The sequence below is a fragment of the Anaerobacillus alkaliphilus genome (assembly GCF_004116265.1).
Taxonomy (GTDB): domain Bacteria; phylum Bacillota; class Bacilli; order Bacillales; family Anaerobacillaceae; genus Anaerobacillus; species Anaerobacillus alkaliphilus.
This window is the reverse complement of the sequence record NZ_QOUX01000001.1, coordinates 237,000-262,248: the sequence shown is the minus strand read 5'-3', so window position 1 is coordinate 262,248 and position 25,249 is coordinate 237,000. Positions and strand designations below refer to the sequence as shown.

The following is a 25,249-nucleotide window of genomic DNA, read 5'->3' as shown; positions in this document are numbered from 1 at the left end:
GTAATTTCGGTACTAGTTGTGCAAATTCCTCTTTAGAAATGCTGAAATATTATTGCTAACAATAAAATCACCCTAGAGTTGGGTGATTTTAATTTCAACTATTCTTTAGGAGCCACCATTTTTGCAGGATCGACAATTTTATCATATTGCTCTTCTGTTAAAAATCCAGTCTGAATAGCTGCTTCCTTTAATGTGATTCCTTCTTCATGCGCCTTTTTCGCGATTTTTGCTGCTTTTTCATAGCCAATATGAGGATTAAGTGCCGTAACAAGCATAAGTGAATTTGTTACATGCTGTTCAATTACCTGCAGATTTGCTTCTATACCAACGGCACATTTGTCATTAAATGATTGTACGGCATCAGCTAATAGTGTTGTTGATTGAATAAAGTTATAAATAATGACTGGCTTAAAGACATTTAATTCAAAGTTTCCTTGACTTGCTGCAAAAGAGATTGCAGCATCATTCCCCATGACTTGAACAGCAACCATCGTTAACGCTTCACTTTGAGTTGGATTGACCTTTCCAGGCATGATCGAACTACCTGGCTCATTGGCTGGAATCGAAATTTCTCCAATACCAGAACGTGGACCACTGGCCAACCAGCGGACATCATTGGCTATTTTCATTAGGTCAGCTGCTAACGCTTTTAATGATCCATGAAGATAGACAAGTTCATCATGACTTGTAAGTGCATGAAACTTATTTTTGGCAGTAACAAACGTTTTTCCGGTAATTTGACTAATTTCTTCCGCAACTAGACGGCCAAAATCAGGATGAGCATTAATCCCTGTTCCAACAGCTGTTCCACCGATGGCTAGTTCACGTATATGTTCAACACTTTCTTTTACCATATGTTCAGTTTTCTCTATCATTCTCAGCCAGCCACTAATTTCTTGACCTAGAGTAAGTGGCGTAGCGTCCTGTAAATGAGTGCGACCTATTTTAATGATGTCTTGAAATTGCGATACCTTCTCATGTAATGTTGTTTTAAAATTTGAAACACTCTTTAGTAATTCATCCTCAACTTTTACTAACGCAGCAATGTGCATAGCTGTTGGAAATGTATCATTTGAGCTTTGCGATTTGTTGACATCATCATTAGGATGAATGACCGTAGAGCTGTTTTTTTGAGCTAAATACTCGTTTGCTTTAAAAGCAATTACCTCATTGACATTCATATTTGATTGTGTGCCACTTCCTGTTTGCCATACAACTAAAGGAAAATGATCAAAGCTTTTCGAACTTCTAATCTCATCAATCGCCTGAACAATGGCTTTTGCCTTTTCACTTGGTAAATTTCCTAATCTTTCGTTACTTATAGCCGCTGCTTTCTTCAAAATTAAAAATGCATCTATGACTTCATTTGGCATTTTTTCTATTCCAATTTTAAAGTTTTGACGACTCCGCTCCGTTTGCGCCCCCCACCAGCGATCTGCTGGAACCTTTACTTCTCCTAATGTATCTTTCTCGACTCGATAAGACAAAATAAAGACCCTCCTAACATAAATTCACCTCAAGGTGATAACCGTTATTAAAGTTCCCTTAACACTTCAAACATAACCATCGCTATATCCATTGATAAAACAAAATATGCGATCACTGCAATTAAAGCTACCCCTATTAGTATCCTTACGAGTTTACTTATTACTTTTATGAATAAAAATATTCCAAGGATGATTAGTAAAATCATTGTCCAATCCATAAATAACCTCCATTTTTTACTAAATTTTTTACGACATGTATTATGGAAAACGGTCCAAAATAAAGAAGGTCAGATCATAACATGAGATGAAGGGAGGCGTTAGAAATGAAACAAAAATGGTTGTTCGGTTTTCTTGCTTTATCCACCATTTTCGTCTTCACTGCTTATTTTATCGGTATAAATCATTCTGCTTCACAATTAAAGTCAGCGAGTGAACGTATAAGCACGCTAGAAGAAAAACTAAAGATCCATTCTCTCGAACTAGAACAAGAGCTGAAAGCACAAAAAGATCATGAGATCACCCTACATAAAGAACAGGTGGATCAACTCAAGGAAAAGATCGAAAAATTAGAAACTGAACTCCAGGAATTGAGACAAAAAGCTCAAACACATCAAGAAAAAAAAGTATTTTTAACATTTGATGACGGACCCTCACCATTAACAAATCAAGTCCTTGACATTCTAAATCAGAAGAACGTCAAAGCTACTTTCTTTACAATAGGTCAAATGATGGAGCAATACCCCGACATTGTAAAGAAAACCTACGAAAATGGCCATATGGTTCTTACACATTCATATTCTCACAAATATTCAATTTATTCCAGCTTTGATACGTTTTATCAAGATTACGAAAAGGTAGAAAATGCTTATCAAACGATCCTAGGTTTTAAAGCACCTCCTATCTTTCGCTTTCCCGGTGGTTCGTCTAATCAAAGCTCATATAAATATGGCGGCAAACAGTTTATGACCAATTTAACTACCGATTTAAGGAATCGAGGATTTAGCTATATAGATTGGAATGTCATTTCAGGAGACGCCACCTCCATTTCGAAACAACCAAACAAAATGCTAGAACAAGTAAAACAGGGTTCTACTGATAACAATTTTGTTGTTGCATTGTTTCACGATATCAATCCCAACAAAGCAACCGTAGAAATACTTCCAGAAGTTATTGATTACTACGAAAAAAACGGTTATACGTTCCGGACATTTCGCGATATAACAGAAGAAGAAATAGAAGAAATGAAAAAGCGGGGGATTATAAATAAACACATTGTTCATTCATAAAAGACACGAGTCAGCATAAGGCTGACTCTTTTTTTAAAAGAAAATCCTGCAAATTTCTCTAAAACCTCTCAATATATTCGAAATAAACCACTTCTCGTTCCATAATTAACCAAATTCGTGTAATTTCCACTCATAAATTGTAAGAAAATGTCTGAAGTTAAAAAATTCTAAACAAATAAAAATGCCTGTTTACATGCTAAGATAACTGTAGAAAACGAAAATACATGTTTGTCAGGAGGACGCCTATGATCGTTAAAATGCTTATTGAAAAATATATCCTAGATAAAAACGATAAACCCGTCAATGTAAACCAACTATTAGATTATGCCACTCTCTGTTATGTAAATAACCAGTTAACTATTTGGCAATATAAATCGTTAGTGAAAGAATTAATGCTTAGAGGAGCCACAAAACCAGAGTTTTACTTCGAGGAATTAACACCTGAACTAACTCTACAGTAATAAGTATTACTTATCTCCTTTAACCCCGCGCTGCTCTAAACCAATCTTTATGCTAGTTATTAATTTTCTTGCAAAAAACCTAACAACCGGTTACATTTGAGCATTTGGACTTTAACGATTTTAAGCGTTACGTTGCAAAAACATTCAAAAAGCGTTTCTCATTTTGAGAAACGCTTTTGTTTTAGTTTTTAATATTGAACTGACAATGTATCATTTCCATTTACAGTATATTTCGTGCCGTGAATGATAACAGGTGTTGTTGCTGCAGTCTCATTCGTAATACTTATTGTATCTGCCGTAACCTTAATGTTTAACAATGCGTCTCTAAATACCACTTTAAACGAGAACGAATTCCACTCACCAGGGATAAATGGATTTAAGATTAGTTGATCATTTCGTACTTTTAATCCACCAAACCCTTGAACAACACTCATCCAAGTTCCAGCCATACTTGTCGTATGACATCCATCCTCTGTATCGTTATTATAATTATCTAAATCAAGACGAGCTGTTCGTAAGTACATTTCGTATGCTTTGTCTTTATAACCTAATTCACAAGCTAAAATAGAGTGAACACACGGAGATAAAGAAGATTCATGAACGGTCATTGGCTCATAGAAGTCAAAGTTCTTTTTCTTCGTTTCCATATCAAACTCATCGTTTAAGAAATAAATTCCTTGTAACACGTCTGCCTGCTTAATGAAGCAAGAACGAAGGATACGATCCCACGACCATTTTTGGTTTAATGGTAAATGTTTTGAATCTAAATCTTTTACAGCAATCAATTCTTTATCTAAGAAACCATCTTGCTGTAAGAATACACCCAGTTCTTCATCGTATGGATAGTACATTTTCTCAATTATATCCACCCACTTAGAAGTTTCTTCGTCCGTGAAGGTAAGTTTACTTTGAAGTTCGTCATACCTTGCTTTATCTGTATCCTTCAAGTAATCCATCGCAGATAATGTGTATTCTAATGTCCAAGAAGCAATACGATTTGTATACCAGTTGTTATTTACGTTATTTTCATATTCGTTTGGCCCAGTAACACCTAACATCATGTATTGATCTTTGGCTGGTACATAGTTGACACGTTGCGCCCAAAACCTTGAAATACCCACTAATACATCTAGTCCGTATTCACCTAGGTAAGACTTATCCCCTGTGTAGTTCACATAGTTATAAATCCCGTAAGCAATTGCCCCATTACGGTGAATTTCTTCAAACGTAATTTCCCACTCATTGTGAGATTCTTCTCCGTTCATTGTTACCATCGGATAAAGAGCAGCTCCATCAGTAAATCCTAACTTCTCTGCATTTTCGATCGCTTTTTGTAGGTGTTTGTAGCGATAAACAAGTAAATTTCTTGAGATCTTTGGATCTGCAGTACTTAAGTAGAACGGTAAGCAATATGCTTCAGTGTCCCAGTATGTACTACCACCGTATTTCTCTCCAGTAAATCCTTTTGGCCCAATATTTAAACGATCATCTTCACCAGTGTACGTTTGATTCAGCTGGAAGATATTAAAGCGAATACCTTGTTGAGCTGAAACATCACCTTCAATGACGATGTCACTTTCTTTCCACTTTTCTCCCCATGCCTCTGCCTGTTCAACTAGCATCTTCTCAAAGCCTTTTGCTAAAGCACCTTGAAGTCTGTCCATTGCAACAGTAGATAGAGTAGATGCTTCGTGATCGCGAGAAGTTACGTTAGCAGCAAATTTATAAATAACCGTTTCTTTTCCTTTAACAAGGGAATGTGCAAACGTATGTGCAACATATTTTTCCTTTTCACTTACTTCTGGTGAAAACGCCACTTTTAGACCATCGTGAACAAGTTCTGTCTTCATAGTTGAGCAAAGAACATACTCCGTCTTTTTCGTTATTACTGTTACTGACGCAGTATTTGTTGTTACTTCTTTCGTTACTTCGTCCCAGAACTTTTCATCATAGTTAGCATCTTTATTTTTCACATCGGCATCTAAGTATGATGTAACTTTCAATTCACCGTCAAAGTTTACTGGTGTAATGGAATAGCGAATTGCTCCGATTTCTTTGTCAACGATACTGACAAAGCGTTTCGCATTGATTTGAACTTCTTTTCCACCTGGAAGGCTAGCAATAAATGATCGCTCTAGAAAGCCTTCCTTCATATTTAAAGTACGGACAAACTCTCGAACTGGGACTTTCGCTAGATCTAAGTTTTCACCGTCGATTTCTAGCTTTAATCCAATCCAATTCGTCGAGTTTAATACTTTCGCAAAATATTCCGGATAGCCGTTTTTCCACCAACCTACCCGCGTTTTATCAGGGTAATAAACACCAGCCATATAACTGCCTTGAAGTGATTTTCCTGTGTAATCCTCTTCAAAGTTAGCTCTTTGCCCCATATGACCATTTCCGATACTGAAAATACTTTCAGAGACTTCATGGTTTTCTGGGTCAAACCCTTCTTCAATAATTGACCACTCGTCAAACTTTAAATATTGTTTCATAATTTCTTCCTTCCCCTTCTAGTAATCTCTTAATAAGGCAACCGTTTGCGCATTTAGTGTTAAAATAAAGGCTAGTTACTTTGCTAACCTGTCTAATGTCATTTCTGCCAATGACTGTACCACATCGTTTGCTCTGTGGAGAGTTTCCTTTGACCCAACTCCAATGACATACATCCCAGCACTTATTGCTGCTTCCACTCCTGATACCGCATCTTCAAAAACAACGCATTCACTCGGTTCAACGTTTAATGCCTTTGCCCCTAGTAAAAACACTTCCGGGTCAGGTTTTGCCTTTGAAATATCTGTACCATCAATGATTGCATCAAACATGTGGAGTAATCCGATTTTTTCTAAAATCATTTTCGCATTTTTACTCGCAGACCCTAGTGATATTTTAATGTCTGCTTCTTTAAGTAACGTCAAGAACTCTGTTGTTCCGGGTAATATTTCGCTCTTATCCATATGTGTAATTAACTCAACGTACCAATCATTTTTTTTATTAGCTAACTCTTCTTTCTTGGTGTCTTCTAATTCAACTCCGCCAATCTCAAGTAAAATATTGAGTGAGTCCATCCGACTAACACCTTTTAGCCTTTCATTATCTTCCTCACTAAAGTCAAATCCTAATTCACGAGCAAGTCTTTGCCAAGCTAAATAATGAAATTTTGCCGTGTCAACAATGACACCATCTAAATCAAATATGCAAGCTTTAATTGGAGTCAAAATGATCCCCCTTTACATTGTATATATATATAACCAACTATATTTTACTCTACTGTATTTGAAAAAGAAAGCGGTATCTCAGAAAATTTTTCTTTCTGTAACAATATTCCCTTTTTTATCTATAATTATCTATAAACGGCCAAAAAGGCTTAAGCACATTTGCCTAAGCCTTTGTTTTTAATGAAGATTTACCTTTAACCGTTCATTCAATTTTTGTGATTTTGAATAACTCGATATCAAGATTTTTTCTGGAAGCTGGGATTTATCTATCTCTTTGCCTGGAAAATTCAGTGAAATGATTTGTTTCGTAGAAATATATTGTATTTCAAATGGGTTTTGGATCTCTACCAGCTCTTCATAGGTATGATATTTATTTCCTTCTCCATCAATCCAAATTCCTTCCGAATAATATCCATAGCCAAAATTATGTGTTTGACTATCATGATCAAAGTTCATATGGAAATGGTCATAGCTACGATCTAAATCGAATTCTTCTAGTAAAGTAATTGTCGTCGGGTTGCCTATGTCTATATTATCAATTGTTACAATATTATCTAAGAACTGAAATTCCATCGGAAGCTTGTCATAGTTTATCGTTATTTCTTTGTCATAATCATAGGTACTATGAATTCGATCTATCGCAAGCTCGAGTTCTTTCGGTTTTAGGTAAAAAATAGACTCAACTGGAAATATCCGATCCCAATCCCCGTTTCTGTAGTCATTGTGGGAACGATGGTCGAAAAATGGTAGATATTTCTTTCCATTCGCTTCAACTGACATATAGATATCGTGATATTCATATCTCCCATTTTTTTCGAAATCAAACTTATAAGCCAATAGAGTTACCGTAGGAGATACAACTAGATGAGAGAAATAAACATCCTTATCCTTTACTTGGATCGTTCGATCAATATCTACAACCATAGATTCATATTTTGTAATTGGGAATTCTAATAACCATTCCCCGTTAATTTGACGGTGATCATTGGAGTCGTGGGTGCCGAACCAGTCTAGTCCTTTTGCATATTGTTCAACTGTATGAAAGCGGAGCGTTATCCGTTCGCTTTCCCCTTTAAGTGGTGGTAAGAATAACATCCCCTCACTTGTTTGATCTTCATCTAAAACTCTATAAAAGCTTTTTGGTCGCCCGTAAGGTGACCAGAATTCTGAAAAAACCGTTTGTTCAAGTACTTCCACTGCATTTGCATGATAAATATCCATATTGTAATGGTATTGATCTTCCAGATCACGTACTTGGTAATAGACAATGGTTTGTGTTTCATCTGCCGCAACATGTGTAACGGTAATTTCAATTCCTTGATCTACAGCACTGACAAAGACACTCTCGCCATATGCTACCTGTTCTGTCGTCCACACTTTCCACTTATGTTGTATTTCAGCAACGCCTACGCTACTAACAAAAAGGATCATAATGAAAAAGAGGCTCGCAGTGATTGTGAAGATTTGTTGTTTTCTTTTTCGTTTGTTTAATTGGGCGTCTGTTAACGGTCTATTTCCTTCTAAAAAAAAGCTTGAAGGCGATAGCGTACGATTAATTTTTTCAAATTGATCGATAATTGCCAGTAATTTTTCTAGGGCTTGACTATATTGTTGATCTTCTACGATCAACTGATTTATTCTTTTATATTCTGTAAAATCCAAAAGACCTTGATGATAGTTTAATAGCTTTTGAACAGGTACGTCAGCATCTCCTAGTAATCTCTGAAAACCTGAGATTATACTTTCTTCGACACTTTCTTCTGTCTGGGAGAGATAGGATGCTGTTTCACTCAAAGTCAAACCTAATACATAACAAAAATACAAAGATTGAACGGATGACGGCGACAAATCACGCCAAAGGTCTTCTTGTAATTTTGTAGCACGTCCACTTTTGCTCATACATTCTTTGACAAATTTTTGTTTAAACTCTTCCTCTAAAAAATCTGTCGTGTCCTGGTACAGTTTCATTATTTTATGTACAACGTCTTCTAACGCTTCTTCTTGATCAATAAATACATATCCAAGCTTATACAATTGAAGTTTATTTGTTCTAACCCATTCGCTCATTAGATCATGGTTGTGACTCACAAAAAATTTCGCTCCTTTTCCTTCACTTTATTCATTTTAATTAATAAAAAGGAAATAATATGGAATATCATAACACAAGTGAGGTGCAAAAATCTTGAATATTGAAAAAAATGATTTGGAAAATAATAACAAACCTAGCAAGAAAGCAAACGAAACAGAGGTGAAAATTAAATACGACGTCATCACTCCTGAAGAACTAGATCCAAAACCTAAAGACTTTGATGAAATCGAATATTAGGAAATAAGCGACAAAAATTGTCGGAACAAAGTACAAATTGGCGATTTGTTGGAATTTTAGAAGAATAGTGACTAGTTTTAGCGAACCTGTTTAATTTTTATAGATTTTGTTGAATAATGGTAAAAGAAAAAGAACACAGCAGATTTAAGGAGTGACCAGATCAGATGTTACACAATGTCATTGAAAAAAAGCGTATGCAAATGATTTATTTAGCCAGTATTACAGGAATGACGTCGAAAAAGACGGTCAAGTGTAGTCAAGAATTGGACGAGCTACTTAATTTAGTTCAAATCCTAAATCATTAATCATCAAATTTGCTGTGTTTAATCGTTCTTCTTAAAGCTTTTAATAAATTGTATTATTATTCAAATAATACATGAATTGTACGAACAGGCAAAACCATTGAAAAGTGGTGACGCAAAGCTATAGGGGCTTCATTGATTACAATATGCCAGCCAGTTCCCGAAACGAAACAAGAACATGAAAAAGTTTTTCATGGTTATTATAAAAAAGCAAAAGAAGCATTTGGCACAAAAGTAGCTACTAGGACAGAAAAAAGGCTGATAAACTCAGCCTTTTTTTCATGCTTTACTAATTTCGAAGTTCCTGCAATGCTTTCACAACATTTATTTCGCCAAAGCCGTAATAAGGATCAAACCCTGCTGGACCGATGTCATTAGCAGTTGAGCGAATAATCTCTGCTACTTCGACATTTGAGAGCTCTGGGTTAATCGAACGTATTAACCCAGCCAACCCAGCTACATGTGGTGCCGCCATTGACGTTCCAGACATCATAACATAAGAATTGTCTAAAAACGTACTTGGGATATGTTCTCCAGGTGCCGTGACATCAATATGCCTTCCATAGTTTGAAAAAATGGCTTTGTGTCGCTTGCTGTCTACAGCTGACACCGCAATTACTTCATCATAAGCAGCTGGAAACATCGGTGTTTCAACATTGTCATTTCCGGAAGCTGCAATTAGCACTACATCATTTCTAAAGGCGTAACGAATCGCGTCATGCATAATTCTCGAATTATACGTATCGCCTAAACTCATATTGATTACTTTTGCGCCATTATCCGTTGCCCAACGAATTCCATTGGCTACTTCAAAAGCAGTTCCTTCCGCTTTTTCATTCAACACTTTCACCGGCATCAATGGATTATGCCACGAAACACCCGCTATCCCTAATACGTTATTTGTAGCGGCAGCCGCAATCCCCGCAACATGAGTACCATGACCATGTTCATCATAAAATTCCCCATCATCCTTAAACGCGTTGTACCCCATTAAAATTCGGTCCTGTAAATCCTCATGATTAGGGTCAACACCACTGTCTAAGATGGCAATTGGAACATCTTCTCCACCACCGGTTATATTCCAGCCGATTTCCGCAAAAATTTGTGATAAGTTCCATTGATATTGCTCATAAAACTCATCATTCGGTACAAGATCCCCTTGTCTACGTACAAATGGAACTTGTGCCTGTTTCGTTACGATATAATTAGGCTCAACTGTGTCAACTTCTTCTAATAAGCTTAATTCATAGACCATCTGATCCGTCGGCCGTGTTTCATCACGGACAACATAATAAGGTCCACCGTTTTTCACTAAAGTTAAAGGCGAATGTTCAATCCATTGCCTCCCATTAACACCTTCTGCAAAACTAATGATCACTTCATGTTCAATATAATGTGGATCGGCGTCTACTGCATTAGGGTCAGATTGGACCACAATATTCCAGCCGAGTTCAGGAACTTGTTGCTTTGCTCCATATCGGTGAATACCTTCTCCTTCAAACTCCAATTCCGTATCTTTTCCTCCAATGAAGAGATTGCCATTCGCATCTACTACATGGGCTAAATCACGAACATATTTCTTCACAAACGATAAATCCACTTCACCGATAACTTTTTTACCATTCTCGAGATTACATCCAACAAGCATATACTCGTTGCCATTCTTCGTATAAGGATCAGAGCTATCTAAACCATCAATGGAATTGGTTAGCTTCTCTAGATCTTGTTGATGAAGTTCACCAGCAATGCTCTCAAACTTCTCACCATTCACTACGGCAAACGCTTCAAAATGATGATGCTTAATTAATTCCTCCTGGAATTTCTCAACAAACTCCTCATTGGATAAATCCCTTTCACTCCAGCGTAAAAGTTGGTTTCTTAGCTGATCAATGAACATCGACGTAGTAATTGCCAAATCCTCTGCCATTACTTGGTCTAATGCTTGCTGTTGCATCATTGACATTTGACTCTGTCCTCGGTACTGATCTGCCTGATGGGAATTCGTATACCAGATCCCAATAATCCCAAGTAAAACGATACTAAATACTGTCGCTAAACGACGCATAATAAGACCTCCTCACATTTCTCATTATGGTTAGGATGTACTTTACTAAAAAAAAAATGTAGAAAATAGAATGCGTTGATTTCACCTTTGCATCCCATTTCCTACATTTTCCTTTATTACTTTTAAATCTTCATTCGTTATTCATCATTCATCTTTTAATCATTCTAAATTTTACATTCTACATTCTACATTTTACATTCTACATTAATTCACACAAGCCAATCCTTCAGCTTTTATATCCCTCAATCTTCCTGCGCCAATTCCATTGATTTTTGTTAGCTCATCAACACTTTTAAATGGTCGTAATTGAACTAACTGCTGGGCCCGTTCAGGACCAATATGCGTAATTTGTTCTAATTGTTCCAATGAAGCCGTATTTATATCAATACATGTTCCGGATGGCGCTGCAGTCGGCGGTGGTGATGTTTCTACTTTTTCCGGCTGTTTTTCTTCTTGTTTTGTTTTCATGTTTGCATTAATTTCATACGTTTTCCCATCAGTAGTAATAATAATTGTCCCATTTTGAATTGTTCCGTAAACTGGGATGTTCATTGTATTCAAACGGTCAATCACCTCTCGATGAGGATGTCCATAGGAATTGTCTAACCCCGCTGAATAAATCGCAACCTCAGGGGCTACCGCCTCTAAAAACCGCTTTATATTAGAGGTGCTAGAACCATGATGACCGAGTTGAAAAATTTGTGCTTGGATTGGTTCCTTCCTTGATAGCATTGCTTCCTCTGTTTGCTTTTCAGCGTCACCAGTAAAAAGAAGCGAAACCTCACCGTACCTTGAAACAAGGCTTATACTTCCTTCATGGAAATCACCTGTTAGGTTAACCGGGTTCACTACAGTAATCTGAAGTGAGCCTATGTCAAATCGCTCACCAGCTCGCGGTTCGTAGTAATCAACCTCATGCTCGATAATCGCATTTAAAACTCGTTCAAACGTTTGTGTTGTATGACTATCACCGGACATCCAGACCTCCTTTACCGGAAAAGCATTAATTACTTTATCCATTTGACCAATATGATCGGCATGAGGATGTGTTCCCACTAGTAAGTCAATCGTCTCAACTCCTACAGAACGTAAGTATGGGACGACATCCTCCCGATCATGACGTCCCGCGTCAATTAAAATCGTAAAATCTGGTCCTTGAAGAAGTGTTGCATCTCCTTGACCGACATCGATGAAATGAATGATGGCTTCACCTGTGATTACTGGGGCTGGTGAAGTCTCTTCAGATGCTGGAGCTTCTTCAGGCTCTACTACTTCTTCATTTGGTTCATAAACCTCTTCTTTTGTCTCTGTTTGTTCTGTAGGTAGGTCTAGTGGCTGATCAGTACAACCGAGAAGAACGGTAGAAAGTAGTAGAAATGAGACGATAGCTTTTTTTCTAACTACTAATAGAAGTGGTAACAAAAATAATAGTACAATGAAATATGACATGTTAATCCTCTCCTTTTCAAAAGGCTGTTTTCGCAAAGTTTGTTGCTTTCGTAAAAATCCCAAAAACCGGATTTTTACACAAATTACTAAGAATTTACTACTAATTTAGTAAGTAATGCTCTTTTCTTACATAATTTATTGGCTGATATCTTCATCTAGGGTATTCTTCCGATTAGTTTAGGATAAAAAATCCACAATGTTTTACGAAAAGAGCCTTTCCAAAAAACACAGCTTTTTTTAGGATACCAAAAAAATAGCAACTATAGTAGCAAAAAAGACTCACACCGTCTAGACTATCACTTCGACACGATATAGACATAGTTCTTCAAATAAATGGTAAACAAAAGAAGTTTTCAACAATTTCTTGCATAATTTTAACACTTTTTACATAGACTATTTCGAACATCGTAATTACTACTTTAAAACTATGAAAAACTGTCGATTATATAGGCAGTAATACCCACTAAATCCGATTGACAGTTACATATTTGTCAAATGATAATTGGATATAACTTACAGATTTCTACAAAACATATCTAGTATAACCTTTATACTACAAGAGAAGTAATACGAAATGATTATAAAATTATCTAAATTTTTCTTAATTTTCAAACAAAGGCAAACCTATTGAAAAATAGGGACGCAAAGTCACAGGTCTAAAGTTATAGTTAATTATGATGGCTGGGCTGCTTGAGATACTGAAAAGTATTTTAGGAGGGAACGTTAATTGGAATTTCGTTTAGTTGAAGGTCTGGATCAGGAATGGGTAGAACTAATTCAAGAAGCAATGGTTATGGGAATAAGTACGGATGAAATTTTGGATTTTTTATTAAAGAATAAAAGTTGATCCGCTAGTTCTATGTTTCCAGAAATATTCACACGATGATGAGAGATAGTTTCCTAAGATACATAAATCTTTAGTATAAGTGGATCGAAAGTATACCTAGCATCCTTTCTATTAAAGAGCCCCTATACGTTACTATTTACAGAGCAATCAAAAAACTGTTATAATTCCCCTAACGAGATAGGTTTGAGAGAGGAAACGATAACAGATGATTGGTGAACGCCTAAAAAAATATCGCCTAAAAAAAGGCATGTCATTAACCGAACTAGCAGATGCTGCAGGAGTAGCAAAATCTTATATAAGCTCAATTGAAAGAAATATACAATCAAATCCTTCAATTCAATTTCTTGAAAAGGTTTCAACTGTACTCGGCGTCAGCTTGGAAACCCTGTTAAACGAAAAAAACGAAGATGTTAAAGACGAGGATCTTGATGCTGCTTGGTTACAGTTAGTAAAAGAAGCTATGGATTCAGGTGTTAGTAAAGAACAGTTTCGTGAATTCTTAGAATTCAATAAATGGCGAAAAAATAACAACTAAAATAAAACATCCCATCTTCTAGCTTATGATGGGATGTTCTTCTTTTAGCGGCGGTTTATTTAATCCTTCAATTAAGTCAACTAGCTGGACATCTAATGCTTTCGAAATCTTTTCAATAACAGCTATGCTAGGGTTATTTTGCAAACCCCTTTCTATATAGCTAATATATGATTTAGATACACCTGATAAGTCAGAAAGCTGGTCTATTGACATTCTTTTCTTTTTTCTAAGTTCTCGAATACTCTCACCATTCATTTATTCAACTCCCTTTTATGGTTATTCATAATCACAGCATACAAAACAGGAAATTACTTACTAGATAATTAGTTCTCTATAAAGAATTATAATCTAAATCAAAGCATAAGTAAACAAATTATGTTCTTTATTAAGAAGTTTAATGACTTCTTGCTACTAATTAGCAAGAACCCCTATAGATCTAACTATTAGGGGCTCTTCCTAGACTTTCTAAATCCCTCTCAACTTCGTCAAAATCATCTTCTGCTCCACCGAAGCTATTAATCTACGAGTATAATTAATGGTATCTGGGTTTACGCTAATACTATCAATTCCGGCATTCACTAGGAATTCTGTAAACTCAGGGTAAAGTGACGGTCCTTGCCCACAAATCGAAACGGATTTGCCATGTTTGTGTGCTGCTTCAATTAGCATTTTGATCGCTGCTTTTACAGAAGGACTGCGTTCATCAAAATAGCCCATGCTGTTTAAAATTCCTGAGTCACGGTCTGCTCCCATAATTAACTGAGTAAGATCATTACTTCCGATACTAAAGCCATCAACTAGTTGTGCAAACTCCTCTGCTGCAAAAATTACCGATGGAACTTCAGCCATAATCCAAATTTTAAACTCGCTGTTTTGTACTAATCCTTCTTCTGCCATGATTTGTTTTACTTTCACAACTTCCCAAGGCGTGCGTACGAACGGTAGCATTACCCATACATTTGTTAATCCGTATTCTTCTCTTACCTTCTTGATTGCCTTACATTCTAATCGGAACCCTGCTTCGTATTGTGGAGAGATATAACGAGACACACCACGCCAGCCAATCATTGGGTTGGCTTCAATTGGTTCAACCTCTTCTCCACCTTCTAAACCACGGAACTCATTTGATCGGAAGTCACTTAAACGAACAACGACTGGTCTTGGATATAGCACCTCAGCAGCTGTTGTAATCGCATCCGCCATTTTATTGACGAAATACTCTTGTTGACCGGTCTTAACTAAATACATGGGGTGAGCCCCGACAATGTTGGAGAAAATAAACTCCGTTCTCATTAGACCAATTCCGTCAAAAGGAAGGTTTTTATACTTGTGAATCATCTCTGACTCGCCCAAATTCATATAGACCTTCGTTCCTGTAATTGGTGCTAGTTGAGCAAGAAGCGCTTCATTGATTGCAGCTTGAGCTGAGGCAGTTTCTGGTTTCTTTTCACTGACCATCTTGCCGCTATAAACCACACCTCTTGTTGCATCTACTGTGACTTCCATGCCTTCCTCAAGGATTTCAGTCGCTGTATTAGAGCCTACGATACAAGGAATTCCTAATTCTCTTGAAACGATTGCTGCATGGCACGTTCGACCGCCTTCATCTGTCACAACAGCTGCGGCACGCTTTAACGCTGGGATCATATCCGGGTTTGTCATGACAGTTACAAGAATGTCACCTTTTTGAACCCGGCTAATTTCGGTAATATCCTTTATTCTTCTGACGACTCCACTTGCCATACCTGGAGACGCAGCTAATCCTTTTACTAATGGACGACGTTCAACTATCACTTCTGTTGTTTCTCCTTCCACTTCTTTTAACGTTGTAATTGGACGTGCTTGTAAAATATAGAGCTCTTTCGTATCAGCATCAAGAGCCCATTCAATATCTTGTGGTGTTTGATAGATTTCCTCAATCTTTAAGCTACTTTTGCATAAATATTTTATTTCATCATCTAGTAGGCATTGCGCTGTTACGTGATCATAGCCTAAGTAGTCTTTGACAGCTACTTCAACTGTTCCGACTTTTTCTTTATGTTTGACAACAATCACATTTTTTGTAGCAATATGCTTTTCTGTGATGGTTAAGGTTTGTTTGTCGACTAAGTATTCGTCTGGCGTAACCGTACCTGATACAACTGCTTCCCCTAATCCCCAGCTTGCATTGATCATCATTTCATTTCGATTGTTTGTCACGGGGTTAGCAGTAAATAACACACCTGATTTCTCGCTATCAACCATTTTTTGAACAACAGTACTTAACGAAACATCAAAATGACTAAATCCTTGGTTTTCCCGGTAATAGATTGCTCTTGCTGTCCAAAGAGATGCCCAGCATCTTTTTACATGCTTAATGACCTCATTAACACCTTCAATTTCAAGGTATGTGTCTTGTTGACCAGCAAACGATGCTTCTGGTAAATCTTCAGCTGTTGCCGAACTTCGAACTGCCACTCGTGGTGATTCATGTCCTACTTCCTTACTAAACTGTGAATATGCTTCACGAATTTCAATTTCAATCGTTTCTAACATATCAGTCTTCTCAATTAAGTTTCGAATTTGTTGAGATTTAATTTGTAATTCTGCTGTGTTGTCAGTTTCAATTTCACTTATAATTCTGTGAATTTTTTTATCTATTTCACGTTCCAAAATAAAATCACTGTAGGCAGTTGCCGTTACGCAGAAACCTGGTGGGACATTTACACCGTTTTGAGTTAGCTCACCTAAATTGGCACCTTTCCCTCCCACTAATGGAATATCGTTTTTCCCAATTTCCTTAAACCAGCGAATGTATTGAAATGATGACAAATGAATTCTCCCCTTTGAGTTGTTTATTCTTAATTAGTATATCACATTAAGTTTATAATGTTATACTTATTTTTATTTTAACGAAAATTACGTTACAATATCTAAATATATAAGATATTCATTCCTGTTTTTTTGTATAAATAGATAAAAACAACCCAAGTCTCACAATAAGTGAGTACTTGGGTTGTTTATAAGTTTATAATCTTGATTGTTTCATATCATTTGTTTTTTCATTGCGTATGTTTTGTTCAAACTTTTCTAAAAGCTCTTCTGCCAATTGCTTTTCTTTACTGGAACTCCAAAAGCTTCTTTTTTGTTTGGCAAGCATTTGAATTAGAAACTTTTTCTCTTTTAACGTCAGGAGCATCAGAAACCTTCCTTTCGTAATTGTTAAAGAAAGTTTACCAAAATCTAAAGAATTTGTCTTGTAAGCTAGCTTTCTAAAAATTTTTCACTCTTTTTAGTGTATGTTCGTCTTCGAAAGCGGTGACCTCTTTTTCTTTTAAAGAAAAATATAGAACGAATAAAGCGACAACAAACAATGACGCTGAAAAATAAAACACAGATGAAATTCCGAAATAGCCTGCCAGAACTCCCCCCATAACTGGACCTATGACATTGCCTAAAAATCGGAAGCTTTGATTGTAGCCTAATACCTCTCCTTGCACGGATAATGGCGCTAATTGTCTTATATAGGCGGTCATACAAGGAATTAATCCACCAACTTGAATTCCATATAAAAATCGTAAAAAGACAAGTTGCCAAATGTTTGTCACAAAGGCTTGTGGAATGAAACAAACAACCGCTAAGATGAGGCAAATGATTAATACCTTATCATGACCGATTCGGTCCCCTAAATTTCCCCAGCTTCTCGTCGCTACTAAATTCCCTAAACCCGTAATAGAAAAGGCTAACCCGGCCATAAAAGCGAGATTTACGGTTGTCGTTAGTTCGTCTACGTATAACGCCAATAATGGTTGAATGCTAAAGTTTGCTGTTTGAATAAAAAATGAAATCAACATGACAGCTAGTAGTAACCTACTTTTAAAAATAAGCCGAAGAACTTCTTTTCGACTATAGGTCTTTTTACTAGCATTTTTCTCGTTAACTACGATTTCCTTAATTCCAATGGCAACAATCAGTGTAGCCAAAGCGATCGCTGAAGAAGTTAAAATAAAGGTATATTGAAAGCCAACTGTATCTACCAAACTACCACCAATTAATGGCCCAAATAATCCACCAGAAACAGTTCCAGTCTGTACGGTTGCCAGTACTTTTCCCGCGTGTTTTTTATCTGTTTGTGCAGATATCAAGGCAATTGATGTTGGTATAAAGCCTGTAACTACACCCATAAACAAGCGCAGGATGAATAATTCTGTTACAGAAGAAGCATAACCCATAAAAAATATGCTTAGTGCAATCCCGAATCCCGTAATCAGCAATATTTTTTTTCGACCATGCTTATCACCAAATCTTCCCCATAATGGCGATATTAAAAAAGCAGTTAAAAAGGTAATCCCAAACACAAAACCTGACCATTTCTGAATGTAGGCACTTGAATAATCCCCAAATGTAGAAATGTACAACGACAAAAAAGGCAAAATCATCGTCGCACTAGCAGCAACTAAAAAGTTAGCCACCCACATAATGAGTAAATTTCTACTTTGCACTTTAATTGTTAACACCTTCTTATCTCAATTAATGTTTCGAGTAACTAAATATATTATACACGAAATAATTTGAAAAATGTAGCAAAAACAATTTAAGTAATAATTGTATTCCAATTTACAAATACTAGAAAATGTTAGTTATTTTCACCAGAACGGAGACGATCTTTTGTGAACGTGAACCATAACCCTAAATTAACTTCCGCAGAATATGCTACTTTATGGAATACATACATAGCAGATTCCCTGGCTATCTCTGTGTTGAAGCACTTTTTAGCAACAAACGAAACTCCTGAAATTACAACCATCCTTGAATATTCCATTTCAATTTCAGAAACTCATTTAAAAGAAGTAACAAAGATTTTTAATGAAGAACAGATTCCACTGCCTATTGGGTTTGGGGAGCAAGATCTAAATAGTAACGCGGCTAAGCTTTGGTCAGACACTTTTTATTTGCGCTACATTGAATATATGGCAAAAGCAGGATTAGGTGTTTATGCTCTATCGATGGCGTTAGCAACGAGGAAAGACATTCGTTCGTTTTATCAGAGCTGTCTTGAACAAACAACTCAATTATTCAATATGTTTACAGACACTGCTTTGGAGAAAGGAGTATATGTTCGAACTCCATTTATGACCTATAATGAATCTTCTGAGTTCATAGAGGATACTTCATTTTTAGGAAATTACTTTGAAGGGAAACGAGCGTTACTTGCAATGGAGATTTCTCATTTAGGAAGAAATATTGAGGTAAATAATGTTGGTAAAACGTTACTACTTGGCTTTAGTCAAGTGACCAAATCACCTAAAATCCAACACTACTTTTTAAACGGATTAGCTATTTCAAAAAAGCATGTTCAAGTATTTTTAGAATTGTTACAAGAAAACGATTCCTCCTATCCTTCAACATGGGATGGAGAAATAACTAACTCAATTGAAGCACCTTTTTCAGAAAGATTGATGCTATTCCACACGACGATGCTAGGTTCAGTTGGCATGACAAACTATGGTGCAGCTCTAAGTACAAGTATGAGAAAAGATATTGGAACCGCCTTTATGAGACTTCTCTTAGAAACCGCGGAACTAGCAGACGATGGTGCGAAATTACTCATAAAACATGGGTGGTTAGAAAAACCTCCACAAAGTATTAATCGGCAAGAATTAAGAGATAAAAAATGAGTTCGTAACAAAAAGTGAAGCTACATGAACTTAGCTTCACTTTTCTCACAATTGCTTACCACACTTAAAACAATACCTATGTTCAGGATTGTTTTTCGCTCGACAAAATTCACATCTATCCCCCGATTTTTCAGCCCCAGTTGACAGCATTTCACGAATGATAAAATAAAGGCTACTAAGAGCAATTCCAAAGCCACCAATCATTATCAGAATTGCTAAGGGAAACTGAGTAGGTATTGAAATAAATTGCTGAAAATAAGGATTTTCAGTAAAGAACAGTGAACCGTAGCCAATCATTAATGCACCAATAACTGTTGTAACGATTAAGAATTTATGTAATCTTATGTCTTGATCACCAGAGGCTTTTGTTGAAGAGGTTTGCACACCTTGCTCTCTTTTTGCTTTTTTTGCACTACTAAGTAAAAAAACGATCATCGTAGCAATTGCCACTGATAAAACCAAATAAATGATTGATCTAGAAATCAAACTTATAAAAGCAAAAAAAAGCACGACTACGAGCATTCGATAAGCTTTCTTTGTATCCATTACTGCACCCCACAAAAATATCACATGTCTATTCTTCTTATTCTATCAAATTGTTTCCTAAAAAAATAGAGCTAGAGGCATCGCCCATAGCTCTGTTGTTTTCTTATTGATGCTTCGCTAAAAATTCAAGCATCGTTTCGTATACTTTTATCTCATTATGTTTCTTTGAGAATCCGTGACCTTCATCGTCTAATACTAGGTACTCAACGTCTACACCGTTTTTCTCTAAAGCTGCAACAATTTGGTCTGATTCTTCTTTTACGACACGTGGATCATTCGCGCCTTGGATAACTAGCATTGGATTTGTCATTGTATCTAGGTAGGTAATCGGTGAATCTTTCTCAAGTCTTTCTTTATCCTCTACCGCATCTCCTAACCAACGCTTCATCATGGGCTTCCAATGCTCTGGTACAGAGTTAAGGAAGGTAAACAAATTACTAACGCCGAAAATATCAACCGTTGCCTTAAATAAATCTGCATGTCTACCGGCAAGTAACAATGCCATATAGCCACCGTAACTACCACCTACTACAAACAATTTCTCCGGACTAGATGCCTTTTGATCGAACAACCATTGAATCCCATGTACACAATCTAGACGAGGACCTTCTCCCCAATCTCCTTCCACAAGTTTTACGAAGGATGAACCATAACCTGTGCTCCCTCTAAAGTTTGGTGCGAAGATCGAATACCCACGATTTAGAAAGCATTGGAACATCGCACGGAACGATTTACGTTCTGCAGCTTGTGGACCACCATGTGGCCAAAAGATGGTGTAGCCATTTGCTAGCTCTGGTTTCGCCTTGAAATATAGAGCTTCAATTTCCAGTCCATCAAAGGAAGGATACGTAACGACATCTGGTTCAACCATTTGTTCTGAAGTAATCCCAAGGACGTGGTTGGTGGTAATTTGTTCCCAATGTTCTCCTTGGACTAAACGGAAAATATTAAACGGAATTGTAGCACTTCTTCCTAGCACATAAACAGTGCCACTCTCAGCCACTGTTAATTGCTCAATCACGTCTGTAGGGGCTTCTAGCTTCGTTACTTCTTCAGTATCAAGAGAGTAAGAGTAAAGTTGATCTGTAACGCCTTTCTCAGTCACAAAGAAAAAGCTTTTAAACGTTTTATTCCACTTTAAATTCTTCACAGATTCTGACGGTATTTTTTTCACAGGAAGAAATTCTCCGCTAACTAGGTTATATGACGCAATATACGAAAACTCTTCACCAAAGTTTGTGACAAAATAAATAGTGTTTTCATCTGTATATACTGGATTCGTAACAGTGTGAACTTCTTCTTTTGTTGGAGTCAGCAATCGTTTTTCACCATTAACTACAACGTAACCTAGCGAATATGTGTTAGCAAGGGAACTTATTGTTACATAACTACTTTCATCTGGAGCAAGGGCTGCCATGTAAGTTGGAGCACCTTCCCCTTTATCAACTAAAACATCTTCATTGCTAGTAATGTCATAACGATGAAGATTTAGAAATTGCGGATTTCCTTTACTCGTCATATAGTAAACTCTTTCACCGTCTTTTGACGAATCGGCATAGAAGAATTTATCCGTTTTTTCACCAGTAATAAGCGGTTGTGGCTTTCCACCTTCGAATGGCAGGGCATAGATTTGATAGTTTTCATCACCATCATGATCAAACCCAGCTAATACATAGCGATTGTCACCGTCTATTTTAATAAAGTTGCATTGTTGATCTACTTGCGCAAAAAGATACGGAAATTGATTAGGAAAATCAATCGCCCATAAATTCTGTTTACCATTGATGTTACTGCTAAAGATTAACTTCTTTTCATCTTTACTAATCGCAAAAGTTGTAATGGCATATGTACGAAAAAATTGATCCACATCTGGCTTAGGAAATTGAATCATAATAGAAATACCTCCTTTTGTTTTTCAAAGTGTCAGAGTAGTAGCACCACTGCTCTCTTTTTCAAATGTAACACATTTATTCGAATTGCGAAATAATTAGCCATGGAGCCAGTTTTGTAACTGTGCGTGAATTTGTTTTGCATCATTGTAGCCTAATTGATAAAGATCATGTAGTTTTTGTTTGTCTCGTTCAATCCGACCTACTTGTAATGGTTGAGTAGGTCTCAGTACAAAGGTATTTCCCTTCATTTCTTCTTCCTCAATATATTGCAGTGTCTCATTATATAGGTTGTGACGTGTATTCATTTTTTCGATTAAGTTTGGATAACGTTTTTTATATGGTCGATGAAGGAGCGATGTAAAGCGCTCTCTTTGCTTTCTGTACCCTAAATTCCTTGTTAAAATAACCACGTTCTTAGAATTACCTTCTTCAACTGATTTTTTGATCGGGATCGGATCGCTTATCCCACCGTCTAAGAGGTTTAACCCTTTATAAGAGACCATCGGTGCCATTAGCGGTAACGAACTAGATGCTCTTAGAACTGTAGAAACGTCTCGTAAACAATTTTTTTTTTCAAAGTACACAGGATCACCAGTGTCACAATTCGTTGTCCCAATCAAAAATGTCTCTGGCACTTCTTCAAACGTCTGATAATCAAACGGGACTAGTTTATTCGGAATTTCATCGAAGATAAAATCCATCCCAAAAAGCCCTTTTCTCTTTAGTAGATTTTTATAGGATATGTAGTTTGGGTGATTCACTAAATCAACGGTAACCTGATAATTACGACCTCTTTGTCTCGATACATAAGAAGCCCCATTACATGCACCTGCAGAAACACCGATGACATATGGAAAAAATAATTGGTGTTCGCTAAAAAATTCGAGAACACCGCCAGTATACACACCACGCATACCGCCACCTTCCAAGACTAACCCTACATTTTTCACAAAAATTTCCTCATTTCTATTGCCAAGTGTGATTTATGTCCTTTTTTTAATTATGGACTTTGCTACAATTATAGTATAAACACTGCTAAGAAACTACCAATTCACATACAAATATGGAAGTTTCTACATTGTTAGTAAACTCGGGGAGGAGTTTTTGAGTATGGGGAACACTCAAGAAGTTAAAATGATTTGCAGCTATTGCGGCACAGGTTGTAGTCTAGTTGCCGAAATAGAAGACAATCGAATTGTCAAAGTTAGGGGAGACAAAGAAGGTTCTGTTAACAAAGGGCAAACATGTATTAAAGGGTCGTTTGCTTACAATTATGTTCATGCTGATGATCGTCTTAAAACGCCATTACTTCGAAAAGAGGGAAGACTACAGCCGGTATCTTGGCAAGAGGCACTGAAGTTTATTGCTGAAAAGCTTACAACTATTAAACAAACATTTGGAGCAGAAAGCATGTCAATATTTGCATGTGCACGGGCAACAAATGAAACCAATTATGTCACACAAAAATTTGCTCGGGCTGTGCTTGGGATGAATAATATAGACGGATGTAATCGAACGTGACACGCTCCTAGCGTTGCCGGTCTGGCAACTGTGTTTGGTGGCTCAGGTGCACCAACAAACCGTTTTGAGGATTTTGACCAAGCAAAGGTACTTCTTCTCATCGGTTCAAATACGACAGAAGCACATCCAATTGTCGCAAATCGAATTAAAAAAGCAGTAAAAGCAGGATTACGTTTATTTGTGATTGATCCAAGAAAAATTGATATGGTTAAATCTGCTGAAAAACATTTACAGCTCAAGGTAGGAAGTGATATCGCCCTACTAAACGCAATGATTCATGTCATCATTAAGGAAGAATTGTATGATACGGAATATATCGCAAGAGTCTCAGAAGGCTTTGAAGAGCTTAAGGATAAAGTTGAACGATATACTCCTGAGTATGCTGCTGAAATTACACGAGTCCCTGCTGAAGATATTCGTGAAGTCGCTCGCGCCTACGCTCAGGCTGGCCAAGGAATGATCGCCTACACGTTAGGTATTACTGAACATCACTTTGGCGTAAATAATGTGTTAGATATTGCCAACATTGCTCTTTTAACAGGAAATATTGGGAAAGAAGGCACCGGGATTTTACCGCTTCGTGGCCAAAATAACGTACAAGGTGCTGGTGATATGGGTTGTTTACCTAACCAGTTCGTTGGTGGTTTAAAAGTGGGGAACGAAGAGCACCGCAAACTTTTTGAAGATGCTTGGGGAGTTAGCTTGCCTCGACATAACGGACATACGCAAACAGCGATGTTAGAAAAAATGTCCGAAGGGAAAATGAAGGCATTATATATTATTGGAGAAAATCCAATTATGGCAGATGTAAATATGCATCACACGACGGCCGCTATCAAAAACGTTGATCTATTAATTGTTCAGGATCTCTTCCTTCATGAAACAGCAAAAATTGCTGACGTCGTCTTACCCGCACGTTCATGGGCTGAGGTGGATGGAACCTATATCAACGCTGACCGTCGTGTCCAACGAACACGAAAAGGAATTGAAGCTCACCTAAACACCAAAGAAGATTGGCAAATCCTTTGTGAATTAGCTCAACTCATGGGCTACAACATGGACTATAGTTCTAGTGAGGAAATCTGGAATGAAGTAAGAACTCTAGTGCCTGAAATGTTTGGTGGTATGAGCTACGAACGATTTGATCGTGAAGGCGGCCTTCATTATCCATGCCCTACCATCGATCATCCTGGTACGTTTGTCCTTCATGAGAGATTTCATCAAGGAATAGAGCTAAAGGAAAAATCAAAGTTTGTCCCTGTTGATTTCTGCCTTCCTGCAGAACCAACATGTCCAGACTATCCTTTCACACTCACAACTGGTAGACGTCTTGAACAATATAATACCCATTCACAGACAAGATATTACCCAGCGAATATAAAATTAAAACAAACCGAAGAAACAGTTGATATGCACGAAGAGGATGCTTGTGCGCTTACTATTGAAGATGGTGAATACGTATTTGTTGAATCGCGACGTGGCAAAGTAAAAGTGAAAGCAAAGGTTTGTAAGAAGATGCAACGAGGCGATGTTTTCATGAGTTTCCATTGGGCAGAAGTTCCTACAAATGCTCTTACCCTCGATGAATTTGACCCTATATCAGGCACAGCCGAATATAAGGCTTGCGCAGTCAAGGTGTATAAAATCTAACAAAGAA

Annotated in this window: 22 protein-coding genes and 2 riboswitches; of the genes, 8 read left to right on the top strand and 14 right to left on the bottom strand. The window is 37.0% G+C overall.

Annotation, left to right across the window (positions count from 1 at the left end; translation table 11 throughout):
* Window positions 1-98 precede the first annotated feature (98 nt).
* On the bottom strand, window positions 99-1,487 hold the full coding sequence (fumC, locus tag DS745_RS01340) for a class II fumarate hydratase (RefSeq protein ID WP_129076407.1): 1,389 nt from the start codon (window positions 1,485-1,487) through the stop codon (window positions 99-101).
* Between the two features lie 47 nt (window positions 1,488-1,534).
* The gene (locus DS745_RS24425) at window positions 1,535-1,705 is read right to left on the bottom strand and encodes a hypothetical protein (protein WP_161568138.1); all 171 of its coding nucleotides are present in this window, start codon (window positions 1,703-1,705) and stop codon (window positions 1,535-1,537) included.
* A gap of 105 nt (window positions 1,706-1,810) precedes the next feature.
* On the opposite strand from DS745_RS24425, the gene DS745_RS01335 reads away from it, so the two are divergent.
* Both DS745_RS01335 and yppF read left to right on the top strand, forming a co-directional pair.
* On the top strand, window positions 1,811-2,773 hold the full coding sequence (locus DS745_RS01335; protein WP_129076406.1) for a polysaccharide deacetylase family protein: 963 nt from the start codon (window positions 1,811-1,813) through the stop codon (window positions 2,771-2,773).
* A 245-nt stretch (window positions 2,774-3,018) separates the two neighbouring features.
* Window positions 3,019-3,234 (top strand): YppF family protein, encoded by a 216-nt coding sequence (yppF, locus tag DS745_RS01330; RefSeq protein WP_129076405.1) that lies wholly within the window; start codon window positions 3,019-3,021, stop codon window positions 3,232-3,234.
* Between the two features lie 188 nt (window positions 3,235-3,422).
* Here the strand turns inward: yppF and DS745_RS01325 are convergent, their stop codons facing one another.
* From DS745_RS01325 to DS745_RS01315, 3 genes are all read right to left on the bottom strand, one after another.
* Window positions 3,423-5,729, bottom strand: a complete 2,307-nt coding sequence (locus DS745_RS01325) for a glycoside hydrolase family 65 protein (protein ID WP_129076404.1) — start codon at window positions 5,727-5,729, stop codon at window positions 3,423-3,425.
* A 75-nt stretch (window positions 5,730-5,804) separates the two neighbouring features.
* Window positions 5,805-6,452: a beta-phosphoglucomutase gene (gene pgmB, locus DS745_RS01320; RefSeq protein ID WP_129076403.1), complete on the bottom strand. Its 648-nt coding sequence runs from the start codon at window positions 6,450-6,452 to the stop codon at window positions 5,805-5,807.
* A gap of 177 nt (window positions 6,453-6,629) precedes the next feature.
* Window positions 6,630-8,540 carry a DUF4179 domain-containing protein gene (locus DS745_RS01315; protein WP_129076402.1) on the bottom strand — a complete coding sequence of 637 codons (1,911 nt, stop codon included), beginning with the start codon at window positions 8,538-8,540 and terminating at the stop codon, window positions 6,630-6,632.
* A 94-nt stretch (window positions 8,541-8,634) separates the two neighbouring features.
* Here DS745_RS01315 and DS745_RS24420 point away from each other — a divergent pair, with 94 nt between their 5' ends.
* A complete protein-coding gene (locus DS745_RS24420) occupies window positions 8,635-8,778 on the top strand; it encodes a hypothetical protein (protein WP_161568137.1) in 144 nt (47 codons plus the stop codon).
* Between the two features lie 164 nt (window positions 8,779-8,942).
* Window positions 8,943-9,083 carry an aspartyl-phosphate phosphatase Spo0E family protein gene (locus DS745_RS01310; RefSeq protein ID WP_129076401.1) on the top strand — a complete coding sequence of 47 codons (141 nt, stop codon included), beginning with the start codon at window positions 8,943-8,945 and terminating at the stop codon, window positions 9,081-9,083.
* Between the two features lie 77 nt (window positions 9,084-9,160).
* A riboswitch (cyclic di-GMP riboswitch) is annotated at window positions 9,161-9,245 on the top strand.
* Window positions 9,246-9,369: 124 nt separating this feature from the next.
* Here DS745_RS01310 and DS745_RS01305 read toward each other — a convergent pair.
* Together DS745_RS01305 and DS745_RS01300 are read right to left on the bottom strand one after the other, a co-directional pair.
* On the bottom strand, window positions 9,370-11,145 hold the full coding sequence (locus DS745_RS01305; protein WP_129076400.1) for a S8 family peptidase: 1,776 nt from the start codon (window positions 11,143-11,145) through the stop codon (window positions 9,370-9,372).
* Window positions 11,146-11,349: 204 nt separating this feature from the next.
* Window positions 11,350-12,594: an MBL fold metallo-hydrolase gene (locus DS745_RS01300; protein ID WP_129076399.1), complete on the bottom strand. Its 1,245-nt coding sequence runs from the start codon at window positions 12,592-12,594 to the stop codon at window positions 11,350-11,352.
* A gap of 607 nt (window positions 12,595-13,201) precedes the next feature.
* Window positions 13,202-13,288, top strand: a riboswitch (cyclic di-GMP riboswitch).
* Window positions 13,289-13,321: 33 nt separating this feature from the next.
* Here DS745_RS01300 and DS745_RS01295 point away from each other — a divergent pair.
* On the top strand, window positions 13,322-13,441 hold the full coding sequence (locus DS745_RS01295; RefSeq protein WP_129076398.1) for an anti-repressor SinI family protein: 120 nt from the start codon (window positions 13,322-13,324) through the stop codon (window positions 13,439-13,441).
* Between the two features lie 205 nt (window positions 13,442-13,646).
* Window positions 13,647-13,976 carry a helix-turn-helix domain-containing protein gene (locus DS745_RS01290; protein ID WP_129076397.1) on the top strand — a complete coding sequence of 110 codons (330 nt, stop codon included), beginning with the start codon at window positions 13,647-13,649 and terminating at the stop codon, window positions 13,974-13,976.
* A gap of 18 nt (window positions 13,977-13,994) precedes the next feature.
* Here the strand turns inward: DS745_RS01290 and DS745_RS01285 are convergent, their stop codons facing one another.
* From DS745_RS01285 to DS745_RS01275, 4 genes are all read right to left on the bottom strand, one after another.
* On the bottom strand, window positions 13,995-14,231 hold the full coding sequence (locus DS745_RS01285; protein ID WP_129076396.1) for a helix-turn-helix domain-containing protein: 237 nt from the start codon (window positions 14,229-14,231) through the stop codon (window positions 13,995-13,997).
* A 210-nt stretch (window positions 14,232-14,441) separates the two neighbouring features.
* A complete protein-coding gene (gene ppsA / locus DS745_RS01280; RefSeq protein ID WP_129076395.1) occupies window positions 14,442-16,787 on the bottom strand; it encodes a phosphoenolpyruvate synthase in 2,346 nt (781 codons plus the stop codon).
* Window positions 16,788-16,983: 196 nt separating this feature from the next.
* Entirely contained in the window at window positions 16,984-17,154 is a 171-nt protein-coding gene (locus DS745_RS24415; RefSeq protein WP_161568136.1) for a hypothetical protein, read from the bottom strand.
* A gap of 73 nt (window positions 17,155-17,227) precedes the next feature.
* The gene (locus DS745_RS01275; protein WP_241657713.1) at window positions 17,228-18,463 is read right to left on the bottom strand and encodes an MFS transporter; all 1,236 of its coding nucleotides are present in this window, start codon (window positions 18,461-18,463) and stop codon (window positions 17,228-17,230) included.
* Between the two features lie 162 nt (window positions 18,464-18,625).
* Here DS745_RS01275 and DS745_RS01270 point away from each other — a divergent pair, with 162 nt between their 5' ends.
* Window positions 18,626-19,633: a DUF3231 family protein gene (locus tag DS745_RS01270; protein WP_129076394.1), complete on the top strand. Its 1,008-nt coding sequence runs from the start codon at window positions 18,626-18,628 to the stop codon at window positions 19,631-19,633.
* Window positions 19,634-19,678: 45 nt separating this feature from the next.
* On the opposite strand, the gene DS745_RS01265 is transcribed toward DS745_RS01270, so the two are convergent.
* From DS745_RS01265 to DS745_RS01255, 3 genes are all read right to left on the bottom strand, one after another.
* Entirely contained in the window at window positions 19,679-20,179 is a 501-nt protein-coding gene (locus DS745_RS01265; RefSeq protein ID WP_129076393.1) for a zinc ribbon domain-containing protein, read from the bottom strand.
* Between the two features lie 103 nt (window positions 20,180-20,282).
* Window positions 20,283-22,070, bottom strand: coding sequence for a S9 family peptidase (locus DS745_RS01260; protein WP_129076392.1), 1,788 nt, complete (start codon window positions 22,068-22,070; stop codon window positions 20,283-20,285).
* Window positions 22,071-22,166: 96 nt separating this feature from the next.
* Window positions 22,167-23,021, bottom strand: coding sequence for a patatin-like phospholipase family protein (locus tag DS745_RS01255; protein WP_129076391.1), 855 nt, complete (start codon window positions 23,019-23,021; stop codon window positions 22,167-22,169).
* A gap of 160 nt (window positions 23,022-23,181) precedes the next feature.
* Between DS745_RS01255 and fdhF the strand changes: the two genes are divergently transcribed.
* Window positions 23,182-25,242 carry a formate dehydrogenase subunit alpha gene (gene fdhF, locus DS745_RS01245; RefSeq protein ID WP_338324504.1) on the top strand — a complete coding sequence of 687 codons (2,061 nt, stop codon included), beginning with the start codon at window positions 23,182-23,184 and terminating at the stop codon, window positions 25,240-25,242.
* Window positions 25,243-25,249: the final 7 nt, after the last annotated feature.